This is a genomic window from Halomicrococcus gelatinilyticus, assembly GCA_024227995.1.
GTDB classification, from domain to species: Archaea; Halobacteriota; Halobacteria; order Halobacteriales; family Haladaptataceae; genus Halomicrococcus; species Halomicrococcus gelatinilyticus.
The window spans coordinates 1,762,834-1,776,291 of the sequence record CP100465.1; the positions used below are offsets into that span (position 1 = coordinate 1,762,834).

General features: G+C 68.9%; 13 protein-coding genes. 4 read left to right on the plus strand and 9 right to left on the minus strand.

The genetic code is table 11. The features are described from left to right. Window positions 1–32 precede the first annotated feature (32 nt). The 3 genes from NKT36_RS09315 to NKT36_RS09325 are packed head-to-tail and all read right to left on the minus strand — an operon-like array spanning window position 33 to window position 3,632. Complete coding sequence (locus tag NKT36_RS09315) at window positions 33–1,397, minus strand: ABC transporter ATP-binding protein (RefSeq protein ID WP_327050777.1); 1,365 nt, start codon at window positions 1,395–1,397, stop codon at window positions 33–35. After that, a complete protein-coding gene (locus NKT36_RS09320; protein WP_327050778.1) occupies window positions 1,390–2,415 on the minus strand; it encodes an ABC transporter ATP-binding protein in 1,026 nt (341 codons plus the stop codon). Before NKT36_RS09320 ends, NKT36_RS09315 begins: the two co-directional genes overlap by 8 nt. Further along, complete coding sequence (locus tag NKT36_RS09325; RefSeq protein ID WP_327050779.1) at window positions 2,415–3,632, minus strand: ABC transporter permease; 1,218 nt, start codon at window positions 3,630–3,632, stop codon at window positions 2,415–2,417. Before NKT36_RS09325 ends, NKT36_RS09320 begins: the two co-directional genes overlap by 1 nt. A gap of 373 nt (window positions 3,633–4,005) precedes the next feature. Here NKT36_RS09325 and NKT36_RS09330 point away from each other — a divergent pair, with 373 nt between their 5' ends. Further along, the gene (locus NKT36_RS09330) at window positions 4,006–4,929 is read left to right on the plus strand and encodes an ABC transporter permease (RefSeq protein WP_327050780.1); all 924 of its coding nucleotides are present in this window, start codon (window positions 4,006–4,008) and stop codon (window positions 4,927–4,929) included. 44 nt (window positions 4,930–4,973) lie between these two features. Here NKT36_RS09330 and NKT36_RS09335 read toward each other — a convergent pair whose 3' ends face one another. Beyond that, entirely contained in the window at window positions 4,974–5,159 is a 186-nt protein-coding gene (locus NKT36_RS09335; RefSeq protein WP_327050781.1) for an HVO_2922 family protein, read from the minus strand. Window positions 5,160–5,244: 85 nt separating this feature from the next. On the opposite strand from NKT36_RS09335, the gene NKT36_RS09340 reads away from it, so the two are divergent. Continuing rightward, window positions 5,245–5,868: a CAP domain-containing protein gene (locus tag NKT36_RS09340; protein ID WP_327050782.1), complete on the plus strand. Its 624-nt coding sequence runs from the start codon at window positions 5,245–5,247 to the stop codon at window positions 5,866–5,868. Between the two features lie 67 nt (window positions 5,869–5,935). Further along, entirely contained in the window at window positions 5,936–6,511 is a 576-nt protein-coding gene (locus tag NKT36_RS09345; RefSeq protein ID WP_327050783.1) for a DUF7344 domain-containing protein, read from the plus strand. Window positions 6,512–6,520: 9 nt separating this feature from the next. Here the strand turns inward: NKT36_RS09345 and rtcA are convergent, their stop codons facing one another. The 4 genes from rtcA to NKT36_RS09365 all read right to left on the minus strand — a co-directional run bounded on the left by rtcA (window position 6,521) and on the right by NKT36_RS09365 (window position 11,693). Beyond that, window positions 6,521–7,531: an RNA 3'-terminal phosphate cyclase gene (rtcA, locus tag NKT36_RS09350; protein ID WP_327050784.1), complete on the minus strand. Its 1,011-nt coding sequence runs from the start codon at window positions 7,529–7,531 to the stop codon at window positions 6,521–6,523. Between the two features lie 160 nt (window positions 7,532–7,691). Then, a complete protein-coding gene (gene leuS / locus NKT36_RS09355; RefSeq protein ID WP_327050785.1) occupies window positions 7,692–10,532 on the minus strand; it encodes a leucine--tRNA ligase in 2,841 nt (946 codons plus the stop codon). Window positions 10,533–10,654: 122 nt separating this feature from the next. After that, window positions 10,655–11,113, minus strand: a complete 459-nt coding sequence (locus tag NKT36_RS09360; RefSeq protein WP_327050786.1) for a peroxiredoxin — start codon at window positions 11,111–11,113, stop codon at window positions 10,655–10,657. A gap of 130 nt (window positions 11,114–11,243) precedes the next feature. Further along, the gene (locus tag NKT36_RS09365; RefSeq protein ID WP_327050787.1) at window positions 11,244–11,693 is read right to left on the minus strand and encodes an Hsp20/alpha crystallin family protein; all 450 of its coding nucleotides are present in this window, start codon (window positions 11,691–11,693) and stop codon (window positions 11,244–11,246) included. A gap of 158 nt (window positions 11,694–11,851) precedes the next feature. Here NKT36_RS09365 and NKT36_RS09370 point away from each other — a divergent pair, with 158 nt between their 5' ends. Beyond that, entirely contained in the window at window positions 11,852–12,070 is a 219-nt protein-coding gene (locus NKT36_RS09370) for a DUF7535 family protein (RefSeq protein ID WP_327050788.1), read from the plus strand. Window positions 12,071–12,099: 29 nt separating this feature from the next. Here NKT36_RS09370 and NKT36_RS09375 read toward each other — a convergent pair whose 3' ends face one another. Next, the gene (locus NKT36_RS09375) at window positions 12,100–13,092 is read right to left on the minus strand and encodes an ornithine cyclodeaminase family protein (RefSeq protein ID WP_327050789.1); all 993 of its coding nucleotides are present in this window, start codon (window positions 13,090–13,092) and stop codon (window positions 12,100–12,102) included. Window positions 13,093–13,458 lie beyond the last annotated feature (366 nt).

The following is a 13,458-nucleotide window of genomic DNA, read 5'->3' on the forward strand; positions in this document are numbered from 1 at the left end:
GGTAACGGGTTTCGAACGACTGTCCTGGCCGGTCAGTCGACGGACGCCCACTCCCAGCCCTTGTTCGCCACCGTCTCGTCGTGGAGGTGGCAGGCCGCCGGGTGGCCCGCCTCGGTCGCCTGTTCGGTGGGGTCCTCTCGCTCGCAGACGGTGCCGAACTCGTCGGCGAGGCGTTCGTCCGCGGCGGCCACGTCGCCCGCGGCGACGTCCTCCAGCGCGGCCGACAGCACGCGGTCGGCGGCGTCGTCGCCGAGTTCGTCGGGGAGGTCGAACTCCTCGCGGAGCGCGGTCCGGACGCCCGCCTCGCCGACGGCGTCGGGGTCGTCGGCGACGCCCTCGGCCACGGCGAGTTCGCGCAGCGACTGGCGGTCGACGTCGCGGTCCGCGACGGCCATCCGCAGGTCCATCACCGCGCGCCAGTTGTCCTGGTCGAGGTCGTACTGCTCGGGCTGGATGACCTGTGGACAGCGCGGGTGGAACCGGCATCCGGAAGGCGGACTGGCGGCGTCCGGGACGTCGCCGGAGAGGGTCACGTCTCGGTCCGGCGCGTCCGGGTCCGGCGTCGGGACTGCGGCGACGAGCGCCCGCGTGTAGGGGTGTTGCGGGTCGGTGAACAGCTCCTCGGTCGGCCCGCGCTCGACGATCTCGCCGAGGTACATCACGCAGACGCGGTCGCAGATCTCGTGGACGACCCCCATGTCGTGGCTGATGAGCAGCAGCGAGAGGTCGAACTGCGCCTGCAGGTCGTCGATGAGCGCCAGTATCTCGGCCTGCACGCTCACGTCCAGCGCGGAGACGGGTTCGTCGGCGACCACGAGGTCGGGGTTCAGCACGAGTGCCCGCGCGAGGGCGGCGCGCTGCTTCTGGCCGCCGGAGAGTTCGTGGGGGTAGCGGTCGAACTCGTCGGCCGACAGCCCCACGCGCTCCAGCAGGTCCTCCGCGATGGCGCGGCGGCGCTCGGCGTCGGTCATGCCGTGGACGAGCAGCGGTTCGGTGACGGACTCGCCGATGGACATCCGCGGGTCGAAGCTGGCTGTGGGGTCCTGGAACACCATCTGGGCGCGCCGCCGGAACGCCTTGCGCTCGGCGCGGCCGTACGCGCCGACGTCCTCGCCGTCGAAGGTGACGGTGCCGGCGGTGGGCTCTTCGAGGTACAGCAGCGACGTCGCCGCCGTCGACTTCCCGCTGCCGGACTCGCCGATGAGCCCGACCGTCTCGCCCGGTCGGACCTCGAAGGAGATGCCGTCGACGGCGCGGACCTGCCCCACCTCGCGCTGGAGCGGTCCCTCGGTGACCGGGTAGTGTTTCTGCAGCCCCTCGACGGACAGCAGCGGTTCGTGGTCGTCGGTGCGTTCGGTCGGGTCGTCGTCGATACGTATCGGTCGGTCGTCAGTCATCGTTCACCTCCTGGCTTGCGGCCGGTCCGTCGAGGACGGTCGACGCGTCGCGGTCCGACCCGTAGTAGACGCAGGACGCCCGTTGGCCGTTCGCGACGGCGTGCAGCGGCGGCTGGCCCTCCCGCCGGCACGCCTCGGTCGCGTGCGGACAGCGCGGATGGAATCGACAGCCGTCCGGAGGGTCGACGGGGTCGGCCAGCGACCCCTCGATGGGCCTGAGTTCGGTCCCCTGCCCCGGCAGGCAGTCGAGCAGCGCCTGGGTGTAGGGATGGCTCGGCTGGTCGAACACGTCGTGGACGTCGCCGCGCTCCATCACCTTCCCGGCGTACATGATGACGACGCGGTCGGCGATCTCGGCGACGACGCCGAGGTCGTGCGTGACGAACAGGACGGCCATGTCGCGTTCGGCCTGCAGGTCCGCGAGCAGGTCCAGTATCTGGGCCTCGATGGTCACGTCGAGCGCGGTCGTCGGTTCGTCGGCGATGAGCAGGTCGGGGTCGGACGCGAGCGCCATGGCGATGACCGCCCGCTGGCGCATCCCGCCCGAGAACTCGTGGGGGTAGTCGTCGACGCGCGTCGACGCCTTCGGGATGCCGACCCGTTCGAGCAGGTCGATGGCCCGCCGTCGAGCGGCGGCGTCGCCCACGTCGCGGTGGAACTGCATCGTCTCGACGATCTGCGCGCCGACGGTGTACACCGGGTCGAGTGCGTTCTGCGGATTCTGGAAGACGTGGGCGATGCGGTTGCCCCTGACGTTCCGCAGTCGCTTCTCCGAGTACTCCGTGAGGTCGTCGCCGTCGAAGACGATGCGGCCGTCCGTGACCTCGCCCGGCGGCGTCGGGATGAGTCGCGTGACGGACTCGCAGGTGACGGTCTTGCCGGACCCCGACTCGCCGACGAGGCACACCGTCTCGCCGCGGTCGACGTCGAAGGAGACGCCGTCGACCGCCCTGACCGTCCCGTCGCGGGTGTCGAACTGCGTGTGCAGGTTCTCCACCGAGAGCAGCGGGTCGTCCATCAGCCGCTCACCCCCTCGACGCGGGGGTCGAGCACGTCGCGTAGCGCGTCACCCAGGACGTTGAACGAGAGCGTCGTGAGCACGAGCACGACGACGGTCGACCCGGACTGCCACCAGAGGAACGTCGGGAAGCTGGGGTTGTGCATGGCACCCCGGATGAGGTAGCCCCACGAGTCGTACGCGGAGATGGGGCCGAGCTTCAGGAACGACAGCGTCGTCTCGATGATGATGAGCGTGGGAATCTGGAGCGTCACGGCGGTCACCACCGTGCTCGAGACGTTCGGGACGAGGTGCCGGCGGACGACCTGGAGGCGACTGCTGCCCGCGGCCCGGGCGGCCTGGACGAACTGGGCCTCGCTGGTCTGGAGCGTGTCGCTGCGAACCAGGCGCGCGATGCCGCCCCAGTTCAGCAGCCCGAAGATGAGGATGAGCAACACCAGTTCGACGTCGGAGTACAGCGCCCGCGCGACGAGGTAGACGAAGAAGGCCGGCACGGCCTGCTGGACGTCGACGTAGCGCATCAGCACCTCGTCGACGCGGCCGCCGTAGTGGGCCGCGACGGTGCCGACGACCGTCGCCAGCGGCACCACGAGCATCGAGGTTATCAGCGCGATCTGGAGCGCCATCCGACTGCCGCGCAGGATGCTCAGCGCGACGTCCTTGCCGGCAACGGTCGTCCCGAGCGGGTGCAACCACGTCCCCTGACACATGTTGCCCTCGACCGGGCCGGCACAGAGCGAGGGGTTGTTCACGTACCGCTCGAACCCGACGGGCGGTTGTTTCGCCGAGATGCCGAGGTAGCCCGGGTCGTGGGCGACCATGTACTCGCGGAGCGGCCCGGCGAGCACCGGGCCGACGAGCCCCGCGAGGAAGAACAGGCCGATGTAGGCGAGACTCGCGGTCGCCAGCCAGTCGGTCCGGAGCTGGTCCCAGTAGTAGCGGGCCAGCCGGGGTTTCTGGACGAGCGGGGCGACGACGTAGAACGCGAAGACGGCGAGCGAGAGGAGGAACAGCCAGTCGAGGAGGGTGACGTCCCACCACTCGACCGTCGGCTCTCCGGAGGGGACGACGAGGTGGTCGTAGAGGAAGGCGGCGACGAGGAGGCCGACGACGCCGAGGAACGCCTTCGTCCGTCGACTCGCGAGGCGGCGACTGCCGTCCAGCGAGTCCCAGTCGACGGACTCGACGTCGGTCGCGCGGGCGGCAGGACCGCTCATGAACGGGGGTCACCCCCGTGTCGTGGTGCAGGATGGAAGTCGGGTTGGGGGACTAGGAGCGGATGCGGAAGCATGTTACGATTGAGACAATTACGACTACTAAAAACTTGAGGTCGTGTGGCACACGAGGCGTCGACCGACTGTTGCGGACGCCCGCTGGCTCGAATCCGGCGAAACATTCATACTGTTACGCGAGTGGAAACCTAACATGGCTTATAGGTCCCCGGACGCTCTACACGACGCGTCCGCCGGTGGCCGCGGGACAGCGTCGCCCTCGCGGGACCGGCACGCCCCTCCAGCAGAACCGGGCGGAACCGAACGCGGTCGTCGACCGGAGAACGCGGCTGACGGAACCTGGGCCCGGTGACCGGCGATGTGGCGATACCTCACCCGTCGGTTGCTCTGGACCGCCTTCGCCGCGTACCTCATCCTCTCGGTGACGTTCCTCGCGTTCGCGGCCGCGCCGCCGCCGGTGACGACGGAGGGCGAGTCGCCGATATCGACTCCGGCGCGGTGGCCGTCGACGCAGGACGAGACGTCGCTGCTCACCCAGTACACGGACTGGATCGTCCAGTACGCCACGCTCGACTTCGAGAAGGAGACGATCGACCGCATCGCCGGTGCGCTGAAGGTCACGCTCGCCTACCTCGCCCCGGCGTTGCTCGCGGCGGTCGTCGGCGGGGTGGTGCTCGGCGTGTACGCGGCCGTCAACCGCGGGACGTTGCCGGGTCGCTTCGCCACGCTGGCGACCTACGTCGTCGTCGGCATCCCGAGCTACTGGATTGCCGAATGGTCCGTGATACTGGCGTACGAGCGACTCGGAGTGATGCGCAAGTTCGCCTACGACCCCAGCCTTGACCCCTGGAGCGGGAAGAACCTCCCCATCACCCTCCTGCCGCTCGCCGTCGTGCTCGTCAGCATGCTCGCCGTCCAGGCGCGGTACGCCCGCTCCGAATCGGCCGAACACGTGCACGCCGAATTCGTGAAGACGCTCCGCGCCAACGGCGCGCGACCGCTGGACGTCGCCCGGCACGTCGTCCGCAACGCCGCGATGCCGCTGCTCTCGCTGTTCTTCATCCGGACCATCACGATGCTGTTCATCACCGTCGCGGTCGCCGAAGTCGTCTTCGGCCTTCCCGGCATCGGCTGGCTCGCGCTCTGGGCCGTCCGCAACCGTGAGATCGACATCGTCATCCTCACGACGATGATCCCGGTCGGACTCGCGCTCTTCGGCAACCTCCTTCAGGACGTCGCCTACGTGAAACTCGACCCGCGCGTCGAGTTCGGCGACCGGTAGCGGACCGCCGGCGACGGAAGCTTCCCACCGTCGCAGTCTTCGTCCTACTCCTGCGTCTCGACCGTCGCGTCGGGCGCGTTCTTCTTCACGCTCTCGATGCCCTTCCTCGCGCCCGCCTTCCGGTCGTAGCCCTCGCCGCTGTCGGCGATGACGTTGCCGTTGTCGTGGACCAGTCGCCACCGCCACTCGTCGGCCTGGTCGCGGTACAGTTCGAATGTCGCTTTGCTCATGTTCCGTCGGTCGTCGGCCAGGGCTTTAATCGCGGTGTTCCCGGCCCGTACGTTCATCATCCTGCGCGTCGACACCCGCTGTCGGATGCGAACGCGTTCGCTCGTTCCCGTCGTCCTGGTCCTCGGAACCCTCCTCTTCGCCGGTGCGTACCTCGCCGGGTACGCCGTCCCCGGCGAGTCGTCAATCGAGTCGTTCCAGGGTGCGGAGGTGGTCGACGTCCCCGACGAGGAGCCGTCGAGCCTCACCGAGCCCTCGTCGCCGCGGTTCCGGCGGTGGGTCGAGTTCCACGTCCACCGGTACGTCAACCGGGAGCGGGTCGAGCGCGGCAAGGAACCGCTGGAGTTCGACGCCGCCCTGCGCGACGTCGCGCGCGGACACAGCCAGGCGATGGCCCGCCAGGACTACTTCGCGCACGTCTCGCCCGCCGGCGAGGACCCCGGCGACCGCTACCGCGACGCCGACTACTACTGCCTGCGCGGTGCCGGCGAGAACATCGCGTACACCTACTTCGACCGCCGGGTCCGGACCGACGGCGGCACCGTCGCCCGGTACCGGAACGCCTCGGAACTCGCCCGCGGCATCGTCTCCCAGTGGATGCACTCGGAAAGCCACCGCGAGAACCTCCTCTCGTCGAAGTGGAAACGGGAGGGAATCGGCCTCCACTACGGCGACGACGGCCGTCTGTTCGTCACGCAGAACTTCTGCTGACGGCCACAAACTACTAAGTGTCCGGCACGCCACCTCACGAAAGAGAAGTTACACTTCGGGTTGCACGATGAGCGAAATACAACGTCGAGCATCCGACGACGCTGAATCCGACACGCCGTCTCGTGACGTGATCTTTCAGGTGCTCGGTAATCAGCGACGACGGTACGCCCTTCACTATCTCAAGCACTACGAGAACCCGGCGGAGATCGGAACGCTCGCCACGCAGGTGGCGGCCTGGGAGAACGAGGTGCCAGCGTCGGACGTGACGTCACAGCAGCGCAAACGAGTGTACAACACCCTCCAGCAGGCTCATCTCCCGAAGCTGAACGAGACGGGGTTCGTCGAGTACGACGCCGCTCACGGACTGGTCGAACTGACCGACCGCGCCGGGGGTCTCGACGTCTACCTCGAACTCGAACCGGAGAACAGCCTCCCGTGGTCGGAGTACTACCTCGTCCTCGGGGGTACCGGTCTCGCGCTGACGACCGCCGCGTGGCTCGACGCCGGCCCGCTCGGCGCCGTCCCGCCCGCCATCTGGGGGATGCTCCTGGGTGCGCTGGTCGTCGTCTCCGGCGTCGCCCAGCGCTACTACCGCCGGAACGTCCGCCTCGGGCACGCCGAGGCACCCGTCGAGACCGAGTGAGGACGGGGGTCACTCCCTGACGAGGCGGACCCCTCCCGGCGACCGCTCCAGCGACACGTCGTATCCGAATGCCGCGAGCAGGTCGCGGTTCGTCTCGACGTGGTCGGTCACCGCCGGCACCGTCATCTCGCCGCCCGCCAGCCCGAGGAAGACGAGCAACTGGTCGGCCAGGTGCTCGTCCACCGCGCCCGGCCCCGCGTGGAAGCCCAGGAAGGATTCGACGGCGTCGGCGGCGACCGTCTCCGCGGGCGTCCCGCGCTCGCCGTACTCGTCGAACCCGGCGACCGAGTGCTCGTAGTCCGCCCGCACGACCAGCGACGTCCCCGGCGAACGGGTGTCGACGTACGTCATCTGCGACCCGGTCACGTCGTGGCCGGCCGCCTCGACCCGCTCGCGGGCCGTCGTCGCCTGGCGCTCGGCCACCTCCGCGTCCATAAGGTCGGTCGACGCCGTCGAGTAGACGCGGACGCCCGACGCCTCGCCCCGCTCCGCGAGCGAGAGCGGCGACGGCGACGAGGGCGCGAGCAGCAGCGTCGCCTCGCCGCCGCCGGCGGGATAGAAGCCGGTCCGGGCGACGTCCACGGCGGCCGCCAGACCGGCGCGACGCAGCAGCGGGAGCTTCACCCGGCGGTAGAACGCCATCGGCGGCGACCACTTCACTTCCGTCCCGCCGCGGGCGGTCACGGCGAGCGGCTCGTCGAGCACGGTCGCCAGCGGGAGCAGCGCGTCGAACAGCAGCGTCACGCTCCCCGCGGTGCCGATGTCGACCGAGACCGTTCCTCCTGTCGGCGTCCCGGGTTCGAACGTCAGCGTCTCCGACCCGACGTCGTCGCCCTCGACCGTCGCGTCGCAGGCCTGCGCCACCGCGCGGACGGCCGTCCGGTGCTGCGGGCGGAGCCCCGGCTTCGGGCGGTTCGCGCGGACGCCCTCCATCCGGAACGGTTTCCCGGAGAGCGCGGACAGCGAGAGCGCCGTCCGGACGAGCTGGCCACCGCCGGTCGACCCGTCGAGTTCGAGCATCGCTGGCGATACGGTGCGGACGACCCTGTAGGTTACGCGAGCGCGGCGGCGGATGGGGGGCGGCCGACGCGGCGGAGCGCGCCGACGCGATGCGAACGCCGTCGCTGGTGACGGTCGCGGCGTTGCGCACGAAAAGCGGCGACGGTCGTCCGGTACGGCGTTACTCCAGGTGGACGGCGGGTCGCATCGGCACGGCGTGGCGGGCCTTGTCCGCCGGGTCCGGGACGTCCTCGCCCTCGCGGTAGACCTCGACGTCGGCGTCGAACTCGCGCTCCAGGAAACCGACGGCGTCCTCGTAGACGGCCACCTCGTCGACCTCGGAGAGGACCGCGACCTCGTCGTCGGGGCGCTCGCGCACGTCCTCGACGAGGTCCTGCACGAGGTCGTTGACGGCGTCGCCCTTCTCGCGCAGTTCCTCGTTCTGCATCACGCTACCCATCACGGCACCCACGTCGGGGCCAGTTGCCACGACCTCGTCGAGCACCGTCCGCTTCCAGTCGGCGGCGACGTACACCCGGACGGTGTCGGGGTCCGTCTCGGTCACGTCGACGATGTCGCGCACGTCCTCGGTCAGGTTCTCGACGAGGCTCTCCTCCAGTTCCGTCGTCGCGCTCTCGAACGCGGGGTCGGGGTCGGGCCACGCGGCCTCGGCGATGGGGTCGCCCGTGAGACGCTCGTGCAGTTCCGTCGCCATGAACGGGACGAACGGGGCCAGCAGGCGCAGGCGCGTCCGCAGCACCTCCTGCAGCGTCCAGCGCGCACCGGGTCGGTCCAGGTCGGCGCGCTTGCGGTACCACTTCAGGTGCTCCTCGAAGGCGTAGAAGGCGGCCTGGCTGGCGGTCCGCGTCTCGAAGCGGTCCATCGCCGCGGTCGCCTCGCGGACGGTGGCCTGCAGCTTCGACAGCAGCCAGCGGTCGACGCGCTCCAGGTCGGGGTCGGCGGGCGTCTCCCCGTCGACGATCTCCATCGCGCGGTTCCAGAAGCGGTCCAGCTGGTCGCGGGTGCTCTCGACCTGCTCGGAGCGCCAGTCGTAGTCCTGCCACGGCTCGGCGCTGTTCAGCAGGAAGAAGCGGACGGTGTCCGCGCCGTACTTCTGGATGGCCTCCTGGGGCAGGACGACGTGGCCCTTCGAGGAGGACATCTTCTCGCCCTCCAGCAGCCCCATGCCCATCACGGTGATGCCCTGCGGCCAGTTGGGCTGCTCGAAGAACTCCGCGTGGTGGAACAGGTAGAAGGTGAGGTGGTTGCTGATCAGGTCGTTGCCCGAGCAGCGGTAGTCGACGGGGTACCAGTAGTCCCACTCCTCGCGCAGGTCCAGCGCCGTCTCGTCCGGGTTCTCCACTTCCTCGGGCCCGAAGAACAGCGTGTCGAAGAAGTTCCGGTCCAGCGCCTCGACCGGCACGTCGTCGATGCGGTGGGCGATGGTGTAGTAGGACATGTACAGCGTCGAGTCCGACAGCGGCTCGATGACGAACTCGGGGTCCCACGGCAGTCGAGTGCCCAGGCCGTAGTTGCGGATGGCCGGCCACTCGTTCAGCCAGTCGATGGTGTGGTCGTACTGCTCGCGCGTGTTCTCCGGGATGGCGTCCAGCTGCGCGACCGCGTCGTGGGCCTTCTCCTTCCACTCGGCGTCGTCGTAGCGCAGGAACCACGTCTCCTGTTTCGCCACCTCGACGTCGCCGCCGCAGCGACAGACGACCTCCTCGCTGAACTCCTGCATCGAGTCGAACGACCCGCGGGCCTCGAAGTCGGCCTTCAGTTCGTCGCGGACGTCCTCGACGACCTCGCCGGCGTAGTCGCCGTACATCTCCCCCAGTCGTCCGCCGTGGAACTCGCGGTTGTACACTTCCTGGGTGGCGTCTGCCAGCGCGGGGTCGTCGCTGGATTCGATGCCGTGCTCCTCGACGGCGTCGCGGGCGGGGACCTCGCCGTACTCGTCGACGTCCAGGATGGCCACCGGCTCGATGGCTTCGACGTCGGCGGGGTCGATGTCGTACGCCTCCATCCGCTCGTCGTCGGCCTTGGCCTCCTGCAGCGCCATCCAGTCGTCCGGCGAGTGGGCGGGGACGGACATCACGACGCCCGTCGCGTTCTCGGCGTCGACGAAGCCGGCCGGCAGCACCAGCACCTCGTCGCCGGTGACCGGGTTCTCGACGCGCTCGCCGACGAGGCGCTCGCCCGTGAACCGGTCGTGCACCTCGACGTCGCGCTCCTGCAGGCGGAACTTCTCGGCGGCCGCCTCGGAGACGACCCAGCGTTCGCCGTCGACCGTGGCCTCGACGTAGTCGGCCTCGGGGTCGATGTAGGCGTTCGTGACGCCGTGGACCGTCTCCGGGCGCAGGGTCGCCATCGGCACGACCGCGTCGCCGGTGCGGAACTTGACCAGGGTGTACTCCTGGAACTCCGCCTCCTCTCCCTCCAGCAGGTCGTGGGTCGTGACCGGGTTCTCCTCCTCGGTGCAGTACTTGACGGGGTGCAGGCCCTTCTCCAGCAGGCCGCGCTCCTTCAGCGTCTCGTACTGCCAGGTGATGAACTTCGAGTAGCGGTCGTCGTTCGTGGTGAACTGGCGACGCCAGTCGATGGACAGCCCCAGCGACTTCATGTTCTTCCGGTAGCTGTTCTCGATGAAGTGGCGGGCGAAGCCCATCGGCGTCTCCATCTCCGCCAGCTGCTCGTCGGAGACGTTGTAGGTGTCCTGCAGCACCGACAGCTGGTCCTCTTCGCGCTTTTTCAGGCGCTCGACGGCGCCGACGATGGGCGTCCCCGTGACGTGCCACGCGATGGGGAAGAGGACGTTGTCCCCCTGCAGACGACGGTAGCGCGCCCACACGTCCGGCACGGTGTACGTCCTGGCGTGGCCGATGTGCATCCCGCCGCTGGGATACGGGTAGGGGACCGTGACGAAGGTGGCCTCCCCGTCGTCGGGGTCCACCTCGTAGCGCCCCTCCTCGGCCCATCGGGACTGCCACTTCTCCTCGATCTCCCGCGGGTCGTAGTCCATACAGGTCATTCCGTACAGGCGATTAAAAGAACTACCATACCTGACTGTCCGGTCTGTCTGTGCGCGAGTAGTCGTTTCCCGGGAACGGGGCGTCGGCCGTCGCGGTCGCCGACCCCTCTCTCCTACTGGGGGTCCAGCGACGCCAGTCCCTCGTCGAGGAGGTCGCCGAGCACCTCGCGGGCGTGGCCGTCGGGGTCGACGCCCTCGTAGGCCGCCTGCACCTCGCCGTGGGCGAGGACGAACGTCGTCCGGGCGGTGTACCCCTCGTCGACGTCGACGTCGAACGCCGCGGCGACCTCGCCGTCCGGGTCGGCGAGCAGGTCGAAGTCGAGGTCGTACTTGTCGGCGAACGCCTCGTGGCTGTCGACGTCGTCGGTCGAGACGCCGTACACCGCGACGTCGGCGTCGCGGTACGACTCTAGCTCCTTGTCGAACTGCTTGGCCTCGACGGTGCACCCGGGCGTGTCGTCGCGCGGGTAGAAGTAGAGGACGGTCGGCTCCTCGAAGTCGGGTTCGACCGTCTCGCCGTGCTGGTTTTGCGCCGCTACCGCCGGTGCGTCGTCGCCGTCGTCGAGCGTCATGTCCGGGCCTACCGTCCCGGGCGGCAAGCCGCTTGTGGTCGCGGCACCCTGGTAGTCGTACGCAGCGCCAGTGGCGAATCTGCGGACGGAACGGACGACGCCCGTCGAAAAGTCGGGTGCGACCGGACCGCTAGCTGATGTCGATGCTGTGGGACTCCTCGCTCGTCTCCACCTTCGGCATCGTGACGGTCAGGACGCCGTTGTGGTACTCCGCGGCGACGCTCTCCTCGTCGACCGGCTCCGGCAGCGCGACCGAGCGGCTGACCGAGCGCTGACTGCGCTCGCGGCGGAGGTACTCGCCTTCCCCTTCCTCGGTCTCCGTCTCGCTCTCGGCGTCGATGTGGAGGTGGTCGTCGTGCAGTCGGACGTCGATGTCGTCTTTCTCGAAGCCCGGCAGGTCGGCGGTGACGACGTACTCGTCGCCGTGGTCGGCCAGGTCGAGCGACATCCCGTTCGTTCCGAGGTCGATTCCCAGCCCCTCCGAGGACTCGCCGAACTGCTGTTCGAAGTTCTCGAACTGCCGGCTCATCCGTTCGAACATCTCCTCGAGTTCGTCGAATGGGTTTCTACGTCGAGCCATGGTTCTCCCCGCCAACCTGTTGGACGCGACGGGTCATAAAAATTCGCGCCGGTCGAGATGTCACGCTCGGGAACGGTGGGCTGCTGCCGTCGTCCTGCGACAGCGAGGACGTTGCGGCCGCGAGAACGCTTATCCTTCCGGCCGTCGCTCTGGTGAGCATGAGCGACGACGAACCCGGCGCGGTCAAGAAGGCCGCCCGGACCGTGACCCCGTACTACCGCGGGCGTCCCGACGCCGAGATGACGGTCATCGGCGTCCTCTACTTCCTGGGTCTCGTCATCCTGCTCGTTCCACTACTGCCGTTCATCGTCATCGTCTGGCTCATCTCGAAGCTGACGGGCGCGGTCGCACAGCGCGCGCCGACGGACGAGGACTGAAAAGGAAGGCTTCAGAGCGAGCGACCCGCTCAGTGCTGGGCGCCGACGAGGTCGAAGGGATAGCCGTTGTCGTTCTCGTCGGCGTGCTCGTAGACGACGTGGGCGGCCGCGACGTCCTGGATGGCCAGGCCCGTGCTGTCGAAGACGGTGACGCCGTCGTCGTCGGTGCGCCCCTCGACGTCGCCGACGACGATGTCGCCGATCTCGCCGTAGATGTCGTCGTCCGTCATCGTGCCCTCGTGGTAGGGGACGTTGATCTCGCCGGAGTGGGTGGTCTGGGCGTGGTCGTCGATGACGACCTTCGCGTCGAGCAGGAGTTCGTCCGCGAGTTCGTGCTTGCCCTCCGCGTCTGCGCCCATGGCGTTGACGTGCGTGTGCTCGCCGACGTCCGCGGCCGAGACGATGGGGTCCTCGACGGGCGTCACGGTCGAGAGGACGTCGCAGGACGCCGCCTCGCTGATGGTGCCGCCCCGGACGTCGAACTCGTCGTCGAAGTAGTCGACGAAGTCGGCGACGGCCGCCTCGTCGGGGTCGCTGACGACGACCTCCTCGATGGGGCGGATCTCCGAGATGGCCTCCAGTTGCGTGTACGACTGGACGCCCGCGCCGACGATACCCATCGACGTGGCGTCCTCGACGGCGAGGTGGTCGGTGGCGACGGCGGCGGCCGCACCGGTGCGCTTCATCGTCAGCGCGGTGCCGTCCATGATGGCCAGCGGGATGGCCGTCTCGGGGTCGCTGTACACCATCGTCCCCATCACGGTCGGCAGGTCGAACTGCTCGGGGTTGTCGGGGTGGACGTTCACCCACTTGATGCCGGCGGCGTCCCAGTCGTCGGCTTCGAGGTAGGCGGGCATCGACCGGAAGTCGCCGTTGTACTGCGGCAGGTCGATGTACGACTTCGCGGGCATCTGGGCGTCGCCGCGAGCGTACGCCGCGAACGCGTCCTCGATGGCCCGGATTACCTCCGGCATCTGGGTGTTGACGTCTACGTCGTCCTGGTTCAGCAGGAGCGTCTCCATACGTCTGGGATTCGCCCGCCTGCACTATAAAGTATCTAAAGTCCCCCGAATCACGCAGCGTTTGCCGGGCACTGATATGTTCCGCTCGCCTGCGCGATGCGGGCGATGACGAAGCTGCTGCTGTCGGACGAAGCCGCCGCTGTCGGGTCGTCGGACGCGAAAGAAGAACCGAACTGGGCTCGGGAGCGATGCGTCGGGCGTCGGTGGGTGGCTGGGCTGCCGTGCAATCGCGGCAGGCAGTCGTACCGCGAGGGCGGAGCCCGAGCGGGCCAAGGAACCCCGGAGGGGGTGACGCGGTGTTTTTGGTGGAGCTTTTGCCAGCGCCGGAACGCGGCGAAGCCGCGTTCCAAGCGCAGCAAAAGGTCC

Bases quoted from the DNA above. Each gene is read 5' to 3' on its own strand.
- NKT36_RS09315 (WP_327050777.1), bottom strand. From the start codon at position 1,397: ATGACTGACGACCGACCGATACGTATCGACGACGACCCGACCGAACGC.
- NKT36_RS09320 (WP_327050778.1), bottom strand. From the start codon at position 2,415: ATGGACGACCCGCTGCTCTCGGTGGAGAACCTGCACACGCAGTTCGAC.
- NKT36_RS09325 (WP_327050779.1), bottom strand. From the start codon at position 3,632: ATGAGCGGTCCTGCCGCCCGCGCGACCGACGTCGAGTCCGTCGACTGG.
- NKT36_RS09330 (WP_327050780.1), top strand. From the start codon at position 4,006: ATGTGGCGATACCTCACCCGTCGGTTGCTCTGGACCGCCTTCGCCGCG.
- NKT36_RS09335 (WP_327050781.1), bottom strand. From the start codon at position 5,159: ATGAGCAAAGCGACATTCGAACTGTACCGCGACCAGGCCGACGAGTGG.
- NKT36_RS09340 (WP_327050782.1), top strand. From the start codon at position 5,245: ATGCGAACGCGTTCGCTCGTTCCCGTCGTCCTGGTCCTCGGAACCCTC.
- NKT36_RS09345 (WP_327050783.1), top strand. From the start codon at position 5,936: ATGAGCGAAATACAACGTCGAGCATCCGACGACGCTGAATCCGACACG.
- rtcA (WP_327050784.1), bottom strand. From the start codon at position 7,531: ATGCTCGAACTCGACGGGTCGACCGGCGGTGGCCAGCTCGTCCGGACG.
- leuS (WP_327050785.1), bottom strand. From the start codon at position 10,532: ATGGACTACGACCCGCGGGAGATCGAGGAGAAGTGGCAGTCCCGATGG.
- NKT36_RS09360 (WP_327050786.1), bottom strand. From the start codon at position 11,113: ATGACGCTCGACGACGGCGACGACGCACCGGCGGTAGCGGCGCAAAAC.
- NKT36_RS09365 (WP_327050787.1), bottom strand. From the start codon at position 11,693: ATGGCTCGACGTAGAAACCCATTCGACGAACTCGAGGAGATGTTCGAA.
- NKT36_RS09370 (WP_327050788.1), top strand. From the start codon at position 11,852: ATGAGCGACGACGAACCCGGCGCGGTCAAGAAGGCCGCCCGGACCGTG.
- NKT36_RS09375 (WP_327050789.1), bottom strand. From the start codon at position 13,092: ATGGAGACGCTCCTGCTGAACCAGGACGACGTAGACGTCAACACCCAG.